Raw genomic sequence first — 14,760 nt, forward strand, 5'->3', positions numbered from 1 at the left:
ATTATTTTTGTTACAATGATTTAATCTTGTTCCAGTCAACCACCCCTACTTTTTGTGCCCATTGCAGGTATTCGACCTCCAGTGCTTTTACTTTATCCGGATATAGGGCTGCCAGGTTATTGGTTTCGGAGCGGTCGGCTTCGAGGTTATACAATTCCCAGGGCTGGTCAATTTCGGCAACCAGTTTCCAATTTCCTTTTCTGATAGCGCGGCTGCCTTCGTGCTCCCAAAAGATAGCGTCATGGCCACTCCAGGGCTTGTTGAAGAGTACGTTCTTCAGGCTAAAACCTTCCAGGGGTGTAAGCTTCCGGTTTTTAAATTCCTGCGGATAAGTAACTCCAGCCAGATCAAGACAGGTAGGCATAATATCAATAAAATGGGCGGGTTGGGTATTGGTACTACCAGATTTTATTACACGCGGAAACCAGGCAATAAACGGCGTGGCAATGCCGCCTTCGTGCGTATTTCTTTTAAATAACCTGAACGGTGTATTACTCACATTAGCCCAGGGAATTTCGTAGCTGTCGATAGAATTTACGGAGCCGGGTATTCCGTTCTTTTGAATCACGGTGGCCAGGCTTTTTACCTCATCGGCGCTGCCGCCATTATCAGATGCGAAAAGCACAATGGTATTTTTATCTTTTCCGAGCTGCTTGAGTTTGTCCATGATCTCGCCTACACCGGCATCCATCCTATCGATCATGGCCGCGTAAATGGCCATGCGGGTATCCCATCTGTCTTTTTCTCCAGGCGATAATGAATCCCAGTCGGGTACGCGGCTGTCGCGATCAGATAGTTTCCAGTACTTTTTGATGATGCCGCTAGCCAGTAGTTTTTCGTAACGTTGTTTACGCAGCTTGTCCCAGCCTTTAAGGTATTTGCCTTTGTAACGGGCAATATCTTCAGGCAAAGCCTGAATAGGCCAGTGCGGGGCATTATAGGCTACATACAGAAAAAAAGGAGCCTTATCCGCTTTGATCTGTTCCAATGATTGTTTAGCAAAATCGGTAATAGCCTGGGTCAGGTATTTGGAAGTATCGCTCCTGGTGATCTCCCGGTCGTTCAGCATAAAGGTGATCTTGCTGCCATCGTTATACAGCGGTGCCGAATTAAAATAGCTGCTGCCATTATTGAGCATAGTGAATGATCTGTCGAAGCCTCGGTTAAAGGCCAGCGCAGATGGCTGTAAACCTACATGCCATTTGCCCGATACGATGGTATTATAACCAGCCTGAGTTTTGAGTAATTCGGCAATGGTGGCGCAATATTCATTCAGATAGCCTTGGTACGCAGGTGAGCCTTTATATTTCACCATATCGCCCACGCCTGCCTGGTGCGGATATAAACCAGTTAATAAGGAGGTGCGCGATGGGCAACACCTGCCGGCATTATAAAATTGGGTCATTTTTAAACCCTCCTTTGCCAACCTATCTATGTTGGGCGTATGGATCTCGGAGCCAAAACAACCCAGATCCGCAAAGCCCATATCATCGGCTAAAATGATCACGATATTGGGTTTGGTGGGTTGTTTTTGGGCGAAGGCAATATTGCCGTGAAGCAGGAATAAAACAAGGTAAGCTATACGTTTTAACATGGTGGTTAGTGGTGGGATATATAAACACGAAACTGCAGGACGGCGAGGACTCACCCCGACATCGCTGCGCTTGTCGCCCCTATCTTCGCCTGCGGCGGAAAGAGGGTGAAAAATTAATATTAATACCCGTCATTGCGAGGAGGAACGACGTGGCAATCCCCGACTTACAGAGACGCTCTGTATATCGGGGATTGCGACGCTACGCTCGCAATGACGAGCTTTATTTTATTTGTTGTAGCATCGGCGTCGCTAAAACAATAAAACTATTTCACGCTCGCTAAACCAGTTTTGGTTTGATTCACCACGGCTTCAACCTGGGCAACCGACGAAAAACCTTGCTTTTTCCAAACCTCTTTTTTGTTTTGATACAGCACCAGGGTTGGCAGTACGTTTACTTTCAATTCTTTGGCCAGGGCTGTGTTATCATATACCTCAATACTGATGATCTTTGGCGTAAAACCTGTTTTTGCTTTCAGTGAATCCAGTACGGGTACCAGTTTTTTGCAGGCGCCGCAATATCTCGAGCCAAAATCAACCAGTACCAGTTGCGATGAACCGGTGAGCTCAGTAAATTGTGCTTTGGTTAAAGAAACACCTTTTTTAGTGGTCGAAATAATAGGGTAACCAGAACCTATCCAGTTGGCTAAACCACCCGGAAGCTCCTCTACATCCGTAAAGCCTTTTGCACGCAATTCATTGGATAAAACCTTACTGCGGCCATTGGCAATAGAGTATACAAATGTTGGTTTATCTTTAGAAAGCGCATCCAGGCGTTGCTGATAGTCGGCGGCTTTCGCATCTACATTAACAGCGCCCTTGATGTGGTTCTGAACAAATTCTTCGGCCGAACGGGCATCCAGTATTTGTGCGTTTTTGGATTGATTAAGTTTCACAGCAAAAGCCTCCAGTGATAACAGAGGTTTACCAGTTTGGGTTTGTGCATGGACAACGCCTGTGGTTGTAACTATTACAGCCAGTAAAAAGCTTTTTAATTTTTTCATGATCATTAATTATTGTTTTCTAAATGATGGATCCTTTTATTGTTGATATCATCGCGGTCTATAAAGGGGTAGATGTTGTTCTTTTTGGCCTCCGCATCAAACAGATCTTTCAGCTCTTTGAGTTTTTCGGGATATTTTTTAGCCAGGTCAACACGCTCATTAAAATCTTCGTTCAGGTTGTATAGTTTCCATACATCCTTGTCGTAATTACGCTCTGGCAAGGTTTTGCCCTGCGGAAAATTGAGCAGATCGATATTATCCGGACGATGCGCGGCTTCGGCTTTCCAGCCATCTTTATAAATAGAGCGGGAAGTGAAGATGTAGTAATACTGCTTGGTATGCAGCGTTGGCGCCTGCGCGTTATTAAACGAGCTGAACAAGGATTTGCCCTGTAGCGTATCCTGTTTAATACCTTTGATATATTCCGGCAATTTCAGGCCCGCGGCTTCAATAGTAGTTGGGAATATATCCGAAACATGGCCGTATTGCGTGCGGATGCCTCCTTTTTCTTTGATGAGTTTAGGGTAATAAACAATCAACGGGTTATGTGTACCACCTTCGGCATCGGCATCAGATTTCCAGTATTTGAAGGGCGTATTGGCAGCCTGCGCCCAACCCAGCGGGTAATTGGTGGAAGCCTCTGGCGTGCCGATGGACTCGTAATCACTTTCATTCTTTTTGATATAATCAGCTTCTGGTGTGGTCAATGCTGAATTTTTCGGGTTGATCACGCCGTGGAAAGTTCCCTCCTTACTGGCGCCGTTATCCCCTATCATCACAAACACCAACGTATTATCAAACTGACCAGATGCTTTGAGGTAACTGATCACCCGGCCAACCTGGTGGTCGATGTAGGTGAGGTAGCCTGCATATACTTCCATAAAACGGGCATACAGTTTTTGCTGATCGACTGGCAAGCTCTTCCAGGCTTGTATGCGCTCGTTGCGCTCAGGCAGTTTGGCATAAGCGGGAATATAACCGGCCTTTTTCTGATTTTCAAAAACCTTTTCGCGGTATACATCCCAGCCCTCGTCAAATTTACCTTTGTACAGGTCGCTCCACTCCTTGCTAACCTGGTGCGGCGCATGGGTGGCACCCGGCGCATAGTATAAAAAGAAAGGCCGGTCGGGCGCTGCTTTATGGGCCGCATCAATATAGGCTATAGCCTTATCGGTGATCACCTCGTTCAGGTTACGTCCATCGGGTTTGATGTGGAAATTATCCTCTACCAAATGCGGCGGGTTATACTGATCGGTAGCCGACTCCAGGAAACCGATGTGGTGGTCAAAGCCCTTGCCTGTTGGCCAACGGTCGAACGGACCAACAGCGGTGGTATCTTCATCGGGGGTTACGCCCCACTTACCCACAGCAAAAGTGCTGTAACCATTTTCGCGCAGGTTTTCGGCAATGGTACCCTTATCTGCCGGGATTCGCCCATCATAACCCGGGAAACCTGCCGCGGTTGAGGCATGCGAAAAATTACCCACGTGCACATAATGGTGGTTACGCCCTGTTAATAATGACGACCTTGTTGGTGCGCAAATACCAGCTGTATGAAAATTGGTATAACGCAAGCCATTATTGGCCAGCGTATCAAAGTTGGGGGTATTGATCAATCCGCCAAATGTGGCCGAAGCGCCAAAGCCAACATCGTCCAATAATATCCACACCACGTTTGGCGCGCCTTTAGGGGCCTTAAGCGGCTTGGGCCACCATTCTTTTGATTCGGCCAGGGTTTTGCCCACAATCCCTTTGTAGGTTGATGGCGTTGATGGCGGAATGTTCGCCGGGGCTACGGGTCCATATTGCGCCACGGCCGGCAGCGCAAAACCCAGGGCAATTACTATTGCCACGAACGTTTTTTTATGATCTTGTTTCATATGGATAGGTTTATATTGATTCTGATTAACACCCCCTCTAAATCTCCCCCCTTTGGGGGAGACTTAAAAAAACATTTTAAAGCCCTCTCCTTTGGAGAGGGTTGGGAGAGGTTTATCCTTACTCCCAATCAGCTCTATTTCTTATAATTCTGATGGATCCTCCGGTGATAAACATCATACCAGTCGATAAACGGATACAGGTTGTTCTTTTGAGCCTGTTCCTCAAATACCGCTTTCAATTCTTTTAATTTTTCGGGATATTTTTTGGCCAGGTCGATACGCTCGTTAAAGTCATCATTCAGATTATACAGTTCCCATACGTCATTATCAAAGCTAATATCAGGGACCTCTTTGCCAACGGTAAAGTCGTTCAGCTCCACATAATCCGGGTGATGCGCCGCCTCTGCTTTCCAGCCATCGCTATAAATGGAGCGCGAGCCAAATATGTAATAATGCTGTATTTTATGCTTGTTGGCTGCTTCCGGATGATCAAAGGAATAAACCAGCGATGTGCCTTGCAGCGTATCCTGTTTAATCCCCCTGATATATTCAGGCAGTTTAATGCCGGTATATTCCAATGTAGTTGGCAATACATCGATCACGTGGCCGTATTGCGTGCGGATGCTTCCCTTGTCTTTAATGCCTTTGGAATAGTAAACAATAAGCGGGTTACGTGTACCGCCTTCGGAATTGGCATCCTGTTTCCAGTATTTAAATGGCGTATTGGCTGCCTGTGCCCAGCCCAGTGGATAATTGGTTGAGGCCTGTGGCGTGCCTATGTCATCAATATCTTCGATGTTAGTTTTCAAGTAAGGAGCTTCGGCAAGCAATTTGGCCGAATTCTTTTTGGGGTTGATCTCGCCATGTAAGGTACCTTCTTTACTGGCGCCGTTATCGCCGATGATCACAAATACCAGGGTGTTATCCAGCTGACCGCTTTGTTTCAGATAACCCAACAAACGCCCAACCTCATGATCTGTATAAGTTAGGTAACCAGCATAAACTTCCATAAAACGGGCATACAGTTTTTGCTCGGTCGGCGGGAGTGATTTCCAGGCAGGGATACGGGTATTGCGTTCGGGTAATTTGGCGTAAGCCGGAATAATGCCCAGCTTTTTCTGACGGGCGATCACTTTTTCGCGGAAATCATCCCAACCAGAATCAAACTGACCTTTGTACAGATCGCTCCATTCTTTGGCTACCTGATGCGGTGAGTGGGTTGCTCCCGGCGAATAATACAGGAAGAAAGGTTTATCGGGCGCTGCTTTATGCTGGCGGGTAAGATAAAAGATAGCCTTATCGGTGATCTGCTCGTTCAGATGTCGACCATCTGGTGTTGCATGGGCGTTGTCTTCTACCAGATCGGGTTTGTACTGATCCGTTGCCGAACCCAGGAAGCCAAAGAAATGATCAAAACCTTTACCCGTTGGCCAGCGATCAAACGGACCGGCATCAGTGGCATCCTCGTCAGGCGTTAAACCATATTTGCCTACCGCAAAGGTGTTATAACCATTCTCCCGTAATATTTCAGCAACCGTTCCTTTATCAGATGGTATGCGACCATCATAACCCGGGAATCCGGCCGATAAAACCACATGCGAAAATCCGCCCTCGTGAACATAATGATGATTACGCCCGGTAAGCAGCGCCGACCGTGTTGGCGCGCAGATACCCGCGGTATGAAAATTGGTATAACGCAAGCCGTTATTAGCCAGCGTATCAAAATTTGGTGTTTTGATGATGCCGCCGAATGTGCTTGTAGCGCCAAAGCCCACATCATCCAATATGATCCACAGCACGTTTGGCGCGCCGGCAGGCGCTTTATGAGGCTCAGGCCACCACTCCTTTGAATCATTAAGCGTTTTCCCTACCGTGCCGCCAAATGGCTGAGTATTTTGTGCCTTTACACTTTGCAAACCGAGTATCCCGATAAGCAAGGCAACAGGCCATATTTTACCGCCACCCGATTTAAAATAGCGGGGTGGCTTTGGGGTGAGTACTTTTAAATGTATCATGATATGATTTTATTTTAGATGTTAATTATTGTACAGGGAAACCTGCTTTGGTTAAACTGTCAAGTGCCCCAATGTTATAGCTTAAATGATAGCCCAGCGTTTGCAGGGAATCCGCTGCTCTGCCGCTTCTGTTACCAGAATGACAATACAGATATACTTGTTTGTTTTTATCCAGCTTTTTAACCTGATCCGCAAAATCAGCCGATTTGATATTGATATTTGCGGCATATTTTAAATGCTTCAGGTTATACTCCTCTGGCGTACGTACGTCTACCAGGTATGCTTTACCTTGTGCTATATCGTTAAGCAGTTTTTTTTCGATCGCGGGTGTTACCGCGATTTTGTCGGAGTGAGTTTGCACATACATTTGCTGTGCATGTAAAGCTGTTCCTGCTGAAAATGACAATAGGAATATGGTGATTATCTTTTTCATAGTTATTTATTATTTGTTACTGCCAACCCGGGTTTTGGGTGAGCTTGCCGTTACTGTTATCAATTTCCTGCTGTGGGATCGGAAACAGGTAAAATTTACCCGCGGCCCCTTTGGTCACATTGGTTTTACCTACTTTGAGCAAGCTGGCTTCCAGTATACCATTACCACTGGCATCTCGTTCACGGATCAGATCAAACCAGCGCTGGTATTCGAACACAAACTCCAGGCGGCGCTCCAGGTAAACTGCATCGCGGAACTGTGCCTGTGTAAGGCCAGAAAGGTCATCCAGTCCGGCACGTTTACGTACCCTGTTAACAGAGGTATATGCCTTGGTGGTTGGGCCATTCAGTTCATTTTCTGCTTCTGCATGGATCAGCAACACTTCCGAAAACCGAATGATAGGCACATTGGCACCAGATTCGGCCTCATTGGCAACCACATTGGGATCATAATATTTATTAAAAAACGGTGTAGAATCACCCGGGATGCTGTTATCGTTCAGTTTGCCATACCAAAGGTTAGTGCTCGGGCTCTGGAAACGGGTCACAAAACTTACACGCTTCCTTTTATCGTTGGCCGGATACAATTTATAGATACTGAAAAATTTGTCTGTTCCGCTTGGCTTGGTAGCATCGGGCACCGAGTAAAATACTACCTGGTCGGCATAACTGCTTACCATACCCGGTATAGCGTTTAGGATGGCCCGAGGTGCCTGGTTATTACCCTGCCCCTGCGAATTGGCTTTGAATTGAGCCGAAAAGATATGTTCCCTACCATTTTTAGAAGCCGGTAAAAACACATCGGCGTAATTGGTAAACAGGTCATACCCATAAGGACCATTGATCACGGTTTCGGCCTGGGTTACTGCTTTGGCCCATTGGCGCTCAGTCAGATAAACTTTAGCCAGCAGTGCATTAGCAGCACCCGCCGTCGCCCTGCCCACATCGGCACCGGTATAAGTATTTGGCAGATCGGTCGCGGCAGCTGTCAGGTCGGTTTCTATTTGTTTGTAAACCGTTGCGGCGGCTGTTCTTGGTACCTGGAGATCCGATAAATTAATAGAAGTTTGATCGTGCAGCACCAATGGTACATCGCCATACAAACGCACCAGGTTAAAGTAAAATAGTGCTCTCAAAAATTTAGCTTCGGCTACCAGTCTTTTGTTCAGGGTGGCATCAAACTGGATGTGTGGTATAGTATCAATAGCAATATTGGCTTTTTTTATAGCCGCATAATGCTGCTGCCAAATCTGCAGGATACGTAAACCTGCGGATGAATGCCCCAGCACCGCCTGTGAACGCACATCGGCATTGGTAGCGCCCGGACCGGGTCCTTCATCATCGGCCATAAAGTTCATGCCGGTATTAAACAGCGTGTTATATGGTGTCTGGACAGCGTTGGAACCAGCATTTAACAGTGAGTATGCAGCCGTAACCGCGGCTACCGCGTCGGCCTGTGTTTTATAGAACTGGTTTGCCGGAATAAAAGATCGCGGATCTTCATTCAGCTTGGCGCAGGAAGTGGCGCCAAAAGCAAGCAGTATAGCGATATATTTTATATTATTGAGTTTCATGTTTGATCATATTATAAGGTGATACCTAACCCGGCAATAATGGATTTACTGTTGGGGTAAGCCCCGTTATCGACACCTGAGGTAATAGCCGACTGTTCGTTACTGCTTACCTCCGGATCATACCCAGTATACTTGGTCCAGGTGGCCAGGTTTTGCGCGGTTATGTAGATCCTGATCTTTTTAATAGGTGATTTGGACACTACCGATGTTGGGATGGTATAACCCAAACTCAGGCTTTTTAAGCGCAGGTATGAGCCATTTTCGATAAACCTGTCGGAAATGGTTGGCGCCGGATCCTGGAATGCGCTGTGCACATCGGTATTGGTGTTAGTTGGTGTCCAGCGGTTTAGTAAGGTAGTGGTGGCATTGGTATAGCCCGTGCCCAGTTCCAGTACGTTGCGCTGCTGGTTGTATATTTTGTTACCATATGAACCTTGCAGGAAGATACTCAGGTCGATACCCTTATACGAGAAGGTATTGGTAAGGCCGCCTGTAAACTTAGGTTGTGCGTTGCCCAGGATCACCCTGTCTGCCGATTGCGTGATCTTACCATCGCCATTGATATCTACATAAGCCTGACCACCCGGTGAGGTATTGGCTGCCGGGGTAAGCGCAGGGCCACCGGCCTGGATCAGTCCGTTGGTTTTGTAACCGATAAATGAACCGATAGGTTCCCCCACTTTTAAAATGGATGGCAGGGACGAATCAGGGATAAACTGGTTTACACCGTTACCACCCAAACTCAGTACTTTATTACGGTTCACTGCAAACACCAGGCTGGTGTTCCATACAAAGGAACCGGTCAGGTTATGGGAATTCAGGCTTAGCTCAAAACCTTTATTTTGTACCGAACCCACGTTTTCATACTGCTGCGGATTGGTGATAGCTGTATTGGTAATAATGGTAAGCCCGCTTGTAGCCGGTAATGGCAGATACAGCAGCAAATTGGTTGTTTTTTTATAGTAGATATCGGCAGTAAGCGTGATCCTGTCTTTCAGCAGGCCCAGGTCGAAGCCAAAATCATATTGGGTTGTTTTTTCCCAGGTAAGGTTGGGGTTAGCCAAACTGTTTGGTGCAAAACCAGCCACGGTAGTATTACCAAAGTTATAGCGGTAATAACCCAGTTGCGAGTACGACTGGTACGCGGGGATATCGCTGTTACCAGTTTGTCCGGCGCTCAACCTGAATTTAAGCTGACTGATCTGCTCTACATTTTTCAGGAAATTTTCGCTGGAAGCATTCCAGGCGATAGCCGCGGATGGGAACGAAGCCCATTGATGCCCCGGTGCAAATTTGGAAGAACCATCGGCGCGAAGGGTCAGTGTTAACAGGTATTTGCTGTCGAAGCCGTAGTTAACACGGGCCAGGTATGATTTTAGCGCCCAGATATTGGAGGAGGAGGATGGCGCTATAGCAAAGCCACTACCCGAAATGGAAGTGATACTGCCCGAGCCCAGGTTGTTATACGTATCATAATCGCTTACAAAACCCGATGAACCAGTGATAGCACCTTCGGCTTTAAACTTTTGCTGGGTAAAGCCCGCCAGTACATTCAGGTTACTCCTGCCCAATTTCTTGGTATAGGTCAGCGTGTTTTCATTCAACCAGTTAAAGGAGTTCAGCGTACCTACTTCACCAATACCCGAATAGCCCTGGCCTTCATAAACGGTGGATGGCAAATAACGGTTTTGTTTATTGTCGATCAGATCCACACCAGCTAAAACACGTGCAGTCAGGTCTGGGGTGATCTTGTAGTCGCCGGAGATATTACCCAAAACCCTGCTGGTAGTAGTGGTATTGGTTTGGTTATACAACGTATTGATGGGGTTACCATAACTACCCTCAAATATATTCTTCATAAAGAAGGATCCATCTGTATTATATATCGGGGTGGTCGGCGTCATCAATAATATCGCCGGTACAACACCTGCCGGCGCTACTTGCGCGCTGATACGACTGCCGGTGATATAAGATGATATTTTAAGTTTATCATTGTAATCGTGTTCTATGTTCACACGGCCGGCATAGCGCTCAAAATTGGTATTTTGCAATATCCCATCCTGCTTCATATAATTGCCCGAAAAAGCGATCCTGGTACGATCTGTACCCGAAAGGATAGACAGGTTATGATTTTGCGTATTTCCTTCCCGGAAAGCAGCATCTTGCCAGTCGGTATTTACATTATAAGGATTCAACTGGGCGGCAGTTTGCGGGCTTTTGCCCGAATTAGCCAGCGCATCATTACGCAAGGCGCCCCATTGATCGGAGTTAAGCAATGGCAGGGTCTTGATCACATTTTGCCAGCCATAGCTGCCATCGTAATTGATGGATGATACACCCGATTTACCTTTTTTGGTAGTGATGATAATTACACCATTAGCCCCCCGTGTTCCGTATATGGCCGTGGCCGAAGCATCTTTCAGCACTTCGATATTTTCGATATCAGAGGTGCTAAGTGAGGCCAGTGGATTGATCTTAGGGCCATTGGTTACACCTGCATCGGTAAGGGAGTTGCTGTTGGAAGTGGGGAAACCATCAATAATATATAAGGGTTCGGCCACCGCGTTAATGGAGTTCACACCGCGGATCTGCACACTAACGCCAGCTCCCGGCTGCCCGGTGGCCTGGGTTACCTGTATGCCCGATATGGTACCCTGCAGGGCCCGGTCCAATGATGGAATGGGTTGTTTCAGTGCCAGTTGCGGCACGGAAGCTACCGATCCTGTAATATCCTTACGTTTTTGAGAGCCATAACCAACAACTACTACCTGGTTCAGCTGACTTTGCGCGTCTTTCATCAGGATCTCGACGGGGCTGCCATCGGCAATGAACGACTTTGTTTCGTAACCTATAAAGGTGATAATAAGCTTATATGGAAACTTCTGACCGGTAACAAAACTAAACTTTCCTTCCACATCTGTAGAAACTACGTGGGTGGTGCCTTCAATACGTACTACCGCGCCGGGCAACGGTTCTTTGGTGGAACCATCCAATACCCTGCCTACCAATTTTGAATTGATAATGGGCTGTGTTGATTGCTGCGCAAAAACAATAACGGGAAGCAATAAAGCTAATATGGGGATGAATAAAAGTTTTTTCATATCGCCTGGTAGTTTAAGTTGGTGAATAAACTGGACGATATAGCGGCTTTTAGTACAAGCCCGCTACCGGTGTACCGGTAGTAAAGGTCGGCGGCTATGGCCGTGACCAGGTGAACAAGCCGGGATTGAGGCAATAGAAAGCCCTGCCCAACTTTTGCAATATTTTGCATAAATTTGAATAGTTTAAAATGACACCATTGAAACAGGCTCAACGCCAATCGATCCCTGTTTCGTTGTTTTAATTCTGGAGGGGAAAAGCGAATGCTTTTCCCTTATTTATAGAGCCGGTTTTGTTATTATTTTTTCATATTAATTTGTTCTTTAATGTTTATCAATTCCCCCCTTCAACTATTCCAAGAGAGGCTGTCACCCTGAGCTCCGTCGAAGGGTAGAGCGCAGAGGCCCACCCACCATGCTTCGACGGAGCTCAGCATGACACCCCTTTGCAGGGGTATTCATTATTTAATTCTTTACACATCTAAAACCCAGGTGCTCCATACCGCTGTCTTCGGTGGTTTTCATTCTCCGGGATACCCTGAAGCCCGAGCAATAGCTGTCGTTACACAAAAACGAGCCGCCTCTTACTACCCTTTTTATCGCGTAAGGCTCATCCGGATCATATGATTTTGACGGACCTTTAGGATTTTTAACACCTTCGGGTTTGTTGATGGTACTGTAATACCGGTAATCATACAAATCGGCGCACCACTCCCAAACGTTCCCGGCCACATCGTACAAACCATAGCCGTTTGGAGCAAATGAACTTACCGGCGCGGTATAATAAAATTGATCTCGCTGGGTGTTCCGGTACGGGAAATCGCCCTCCCATATATTGGCCTTTGGCTTACCATCGGTCACTTTTTCGTTGCCCCATGGATATATATTATCCTTCAATCCTCCCCGGGCGGCATGTTCCCATTCCGCTTCGGTTGGCAAACGTTTACCGGCCCACTTGCAATAAGCTATCGCATCATCATAAGACACCTGCGTTACCGGGTAATGGCCTTTTCCCTTGATATCACTGCCCGGACCGTGCGGATGTTTCCAGCTTGCACCTTTTTTCCAGGTCCACCACTGGCTGTAATCGCTCAGGGATACCGGTTGTTTCGAAGGTACAAACACCAGCGAGGCAGCTACCAGCAAACTATCAGCGGGCTTTTCGGTACCTGGAGGCAGTTGTTTTTTAAGTACATTCCAATCCGGCTTTTGCTCGGCTGTGGTTATGTACCCGGTAGCTTTTACAAACTTTTCAAACTGCGCGTTGGTTACTTCGGTACGATCCATCCAAAAGCCATCAACAGTAACCTGGTGTTTCGGATATTCATCCTTTTCGGCCTGGCTGTTGTCCGCCCCCATCCTAAAAGTGCCTGCCGGTATCCAAACCATACCATCGTGACTTGTATCGGGCCCCGCCATCACAGCCGCACCCGCTAAAGAGGTTGGCTTAAACCTGCTGGGAATGTTCGACTCACAGCATACCGCCTTTTTTTTCTGCGGAACAACGCTGGTTACAACAGCCGTCTTTGCTTTTTCTTTTTGCTTGCAAGCCGAAAAAATCATCGGACCAGCAATCATGATCAACAGTACCGGGGAAATTTTTTTAAGATTCATATTTATATAGAGTCAAGAGCAAAGAATCAAGAGTCAAGATGAGAAATTAACCTACAACAATCATTTTTGTCCTGATTCCCGATTCTTATATCTTGATTCTCTCTAAGCTTTTACCGGCTGTAAGTTATATGTTTCTTCAGAAATTTCCTGCTCCACACTTTCTTGTTTTTCCGGACGATACAGTTGATGCTCCTGTAAAGGCACATCCTCTCTCACCATTTGGCCATCAGCAGCCAACTCGCTTCCCGGTACTTTCGATTTAAAAATAGGCCATAAAAGTTGTGCATACCATTGATCGCCTTCATAGTGCGATATACCATAGGCTTTTGGATATTGACGTGAAATATGTGCCGTTCCGAAGATCACATCCCATAAAAAGAACATGTTGCCAAAATTGCCTTTGTAATAGCCTACGCCATCATCTGTAGTAGCAGCATGGTGCGCATGGTGTGTAGCCGGTGTTGATATGGTACGCTCCAAAACCCAGGCCAGCGGATGCAGCACTTTATACTGATAAAAAGGTTTATCCCATGGGATACTGGAATGTGCCAGCGTGGTAATAGTACCTTTGATGCCTTTTACTATAATAGCGGGGATACCCAGGCCCAGGTAAACCAGCGCGGTAGTTAAATAGGTTTGCGAAAAAAACAAAGTATAGATCACATTTTGCCTGCTGGCCATTGCCATACCCATGTACGATGCCGAGTGGTGCGTACGGTGAAAACGCCATAACCATGGCACTTCATGGTGCAAACGGTGGTACCAGTATTGGGTAAGGTCATCAGCCACCGCAATGATGATAAAGCCCCAGAAAAATGGCACCCAATCAAACACATCTTTAAAACCTGGCAATATGGATGGTAAAACTTTCAGTCCATAATAGGCTACAACCGGTTTAACAACCAATTTGGGGATGGTAAAGCAGGCAATATCTACCCAACGCTCGTTTTTGTTCCAGCGTTTTTTATACAGGCCGAACGAAAACTCCAGCACCCCGAGTACCAGTACCAGAACGGAAAAACCATATCCGTTGAGGTTGTCAATTACTTTTTTTATCAGTTCAATCATGGTATTTACGTTTAAGGATTTTCAGATTTAGTTTTTTCGGTGGACTGAGCTGCTTTATGCTTTTTCTTTTCCCATGGACGTTGCCCGGTAAAGTAAAAAGTGACAAACATGAGCACTAAAGGCAGTGCATACAGCAGTAGGCTCAGCAGGGCATTTTTAATGATGCGCGTTTTTTTAGCTTCTTCCAGTTTCATGATGCGGTTGATTTAGTTGGTGTTGTGGATGCCGGGGCAGACTTATGGTTATCAGACAGTAGCTTTTGCGTGAGCCACAATCCGCCAAAAATGATAACAAAGGGAATCAGGGTGATGATCACCCCTACCAGTATCTTTTTTCCCAGCAAGGAAACGTCGTTGAGGGTCATAATAGTAGTATTTTTTATATATGGTAATTAAAAAGCAGGTATAAAAGAGCAAACTCAACTGTGCACAGATGGTCATGCCGTATATAAAATTGAATAAGAATAATTTTTAGAAATCAGATC

The 14,760-nt window shown here is 46.4% G+C and carries 12 protein-coding genes; all 12 read right to left on the reverse strand.

Annotated elements, in window-relative coordinates:
* Positions 1–10: 10 nt before the first annotated feature.
* The 12 genes from BLR84_RS14430 to BLR84_RS30055 all read right to left on the reverse strand — a co-directional run bounded on the left by BLR84_RS14430 (position 11) and on the right by BLR84_RS30055 (position 14,640).
* Positions 11–1,594: an arylsulfatase gene (locus BLR84_RS14430; RefSeq protein ID WP_090469052.1), complete on the reverse strand. Its 1,584-nt coding sequence runs from the start codon at positions 1,592–1,594 to the stop codon at positions 11–13.
* Positions 1,595–1,857: 263 nt separating this feature from the next.
* Positions 1,858–2,595: a thioredoxin domain-containing protein gene (locus BLR84_RS14435; protein WP_090469365.1), complete on the reverse strand. Its 738-nt coding sequence runs from the start codon at positions 2,593–2,595 to the stop codon at positions 1,858–1,860.
* A 5-nt stretch (positions 2,596–2,600) separates the two neighbouring features.
* Positions 2,601–4,475 (reverse strand): arylsulfatase, encoded by a 1,875-nt coding sequence (locus BLR84_RS14440; RefSeq protein WP_090469055.1) that lies wholly within the window; start codon positions 4,473–4,475, stop codon positions 2,601–2,603.
* Between the two features lie 134 nt (positions 4,476–4,609).
* Positions 4,610–6,490, reverse strand: a complete 1,881-nt coding sequence (locus tag BLR84_RS14445; RefSeq protein WP_090469058.1) for an arylsulfatase — start codon at positions 6,488–6,490, stop codon at positions 4,610–4,612.
* A 25-nt stretch (positions 6,491–6,515) separates the two neighbouring features.
* The gene (locus tag BLR84_RS14450) at positions 6,516–6,923 is read right to left on the reverse strand and encodes a rhodanese-like domain-containing protein (RefSeq protein ID WP_090469061.1); all 408 of its coding nucleotides are present in this window, start codon (positions 6,921–6,923) and stop codon (positions 6,516–6,518) included.
* Between the two features lie 16 nt (positions 6,924–6,939).
* Positions 6,940–8,496 (reverse strand): RagB/SusD family nutrient uptake outer membrane protein, encoded by a 1,557-nt coding sequence (locus tag BLR84_RS14455; protein ID WP_090469065.1) that lies wholly within the window; start codon positions 8,494–8,496, stop codon positions 6,940–6,942.
* An 11-nt stretch (positions 8,497–8,507) separates the two neighbouring features.
* Positions 8,508–11,597: a SusC/RagA family TonB-linked outer membrane protein gene (locus tag BLR84_RS14460; RefSeq protein ID WP_090469068.1), complete on the reverse strand. Its 3,090-nt coding sequence runs from the start codon at positions 11,595–11,597 to the stop codon at positions 8,508–8,510.
* Complete coding sequence (locus tag BLR84_RS30050) at positions 11,594–11,767, reverse strand: hypothetical protein (RefSeq protein WP_176852066.1); 174 nt, start codon at positions 11,765–11,767, stop codon at positions 11,594–11,596. The genes BLR84_RS14460 and BLR84_RS30050 overlap by 4 nt, the downstream gene beginning before the upstream one ends.
* A 292-nt stretch (positions 11,768–12,059) precedes the next feature.
* Positions 12,060–13,208 (reverse strand): formylglycine-generating enzyme family protein, encoded by a 1,149-nt coding sequence (locus BLR84_RS14465; RefSeq protein ID WP_255366944.1) that lies wholly within the window; start codon positions 13,206–13,208, stop codon positions 12,060–12,062.
* A gap of 102 nt (positions 13,209–13,310) precedes the next feature.
* Entirely contained in the window at positions 13,311–14,276 is a 966-nt protein-coding gene (locus BLR84_RS14470; RefSeq protein WP_090469071.1) for a sterol desaturase family protein, read from the reverse strand.
* A gap of 11 nt (positions 14,277–14,287) precedes the next feature.
* Positions 14,288–14,470 (reverse strand): hypothetical protein, encoded by a 183-nt coding sequence (locus tag BLR84_RS14475; protein ID WP_090469073.1) that lies wholly within the window; start codon positions 14,468–14,470, stop codon positions 14,288–14,290.
* Entirely contained in the window at positions 14,467–14,640 is a 174-nt protein-coding gene (locus BLR84_RS30055; protein ID WP_176852067.1) for a hypothetical protein, read from the reverse strand. Before BLR84_RS30055 ends, BLR84_RS14475 begins: the two co-directional genes overlap by 4 nt.
* Between the last annotated feature and the right edge of the window lie 120 nt (positions 14,641–14,760).

Origin of the sequence: Mucilaginibacter sp. OK268 (assembly GCF_900103125.1) — a bacterium.
Lineage (GTDB): Bacteria > Bacteroidota > Bacteroidia > Sphingobacteriales > Sphingobacteriaceae > Mucilaginibacter.

Bases quoted from the DNA above. Each gene is read 5' to 3' on its own strand.
- BLR84_RS14430 (WP_090469052.1), bottom strand. From the start codon at position 1,594: ATGTTAAAACGTATAGCTTACCTTGTTTTATTCCTGCTTCACGGCAAT.
- BLR84_RS14450 (WP_090469061.1), bottom strand. From the start codon at position 6,923: ATGAAAAAGATAATCACCATATTCCTATTGTCATTTTCAGCAGGAACA.
- BLR84_RS14455 (WP_090469065.1), bottom strand. From the start codon at position 8,496: ATGAAACTCAATAATATAAAATATATCGCTATACTGCTTGCTTTTGGC.
- BLR84_RS14445 (WP_090469058.1), bottom strand. From the start codon at position 6,490: ATGATACATTTAAAAGTACTCACCCCAAAGCCACCCCGCTATTTTAAA.
- BLR84_RS14460 (WP_090469068.1), bottom strand. From the start codon at position 11,597: ATGAAAAAACTTTTATTCATCCCCATATTAGCTTTATTGCTTCCCGTT.
- BLR84_RS14435 (WP_090469365.1), bottom strand. From the start codon at position 2,595: ATGAAAAAATTAAAAAGCTTTTTACTGGCTGTAATAGTTACAACCACA.
- BLR84_RS14470 (WP_090469071.1), bottom strand. From the start codon at position 14,276: ATGATTGAACTGATAAAAAAAGTAATTGACAACCTCAACGGATATGGT.
- BLR84_RS14465 (WP_255366944.1), bottom strand. From the start codon at position 13,208: ATGAATCTTAAAAAAATTTCCCCGGTACTGTTGATCATGATTGCTGGT.
- BLR84_RS30055 (WP_176852067.1), bottom strand. From the start codon at position 14,640: ATGACCCTCAACGACGTTTCCTTGCTGGGAAAAAAGATACTGGTAGGG.
- BLR84_RS30050 (WP_176852066.1), bottom strand. From the start codon at position 11,767: ATGCAAAATATTGCAAAAGTTGGGCAGGGCTTTCTATTGCCTCAATCC.
- BLR84_RS14440 (WP_090469055.1), bottom strand. From the start codon at position 4,475: ATGAAACAAGATCATAAAAAAACGTTCGTGGCAATAGTAATTGCCCTG.
- BLR84_RS14475 (WP_090469073.1), bottom strand. From the start codon at position 14,470: ATGAAACTGGAAGAAGCTAAAAAAACGCGCATCATTAAAAATGCCCTG.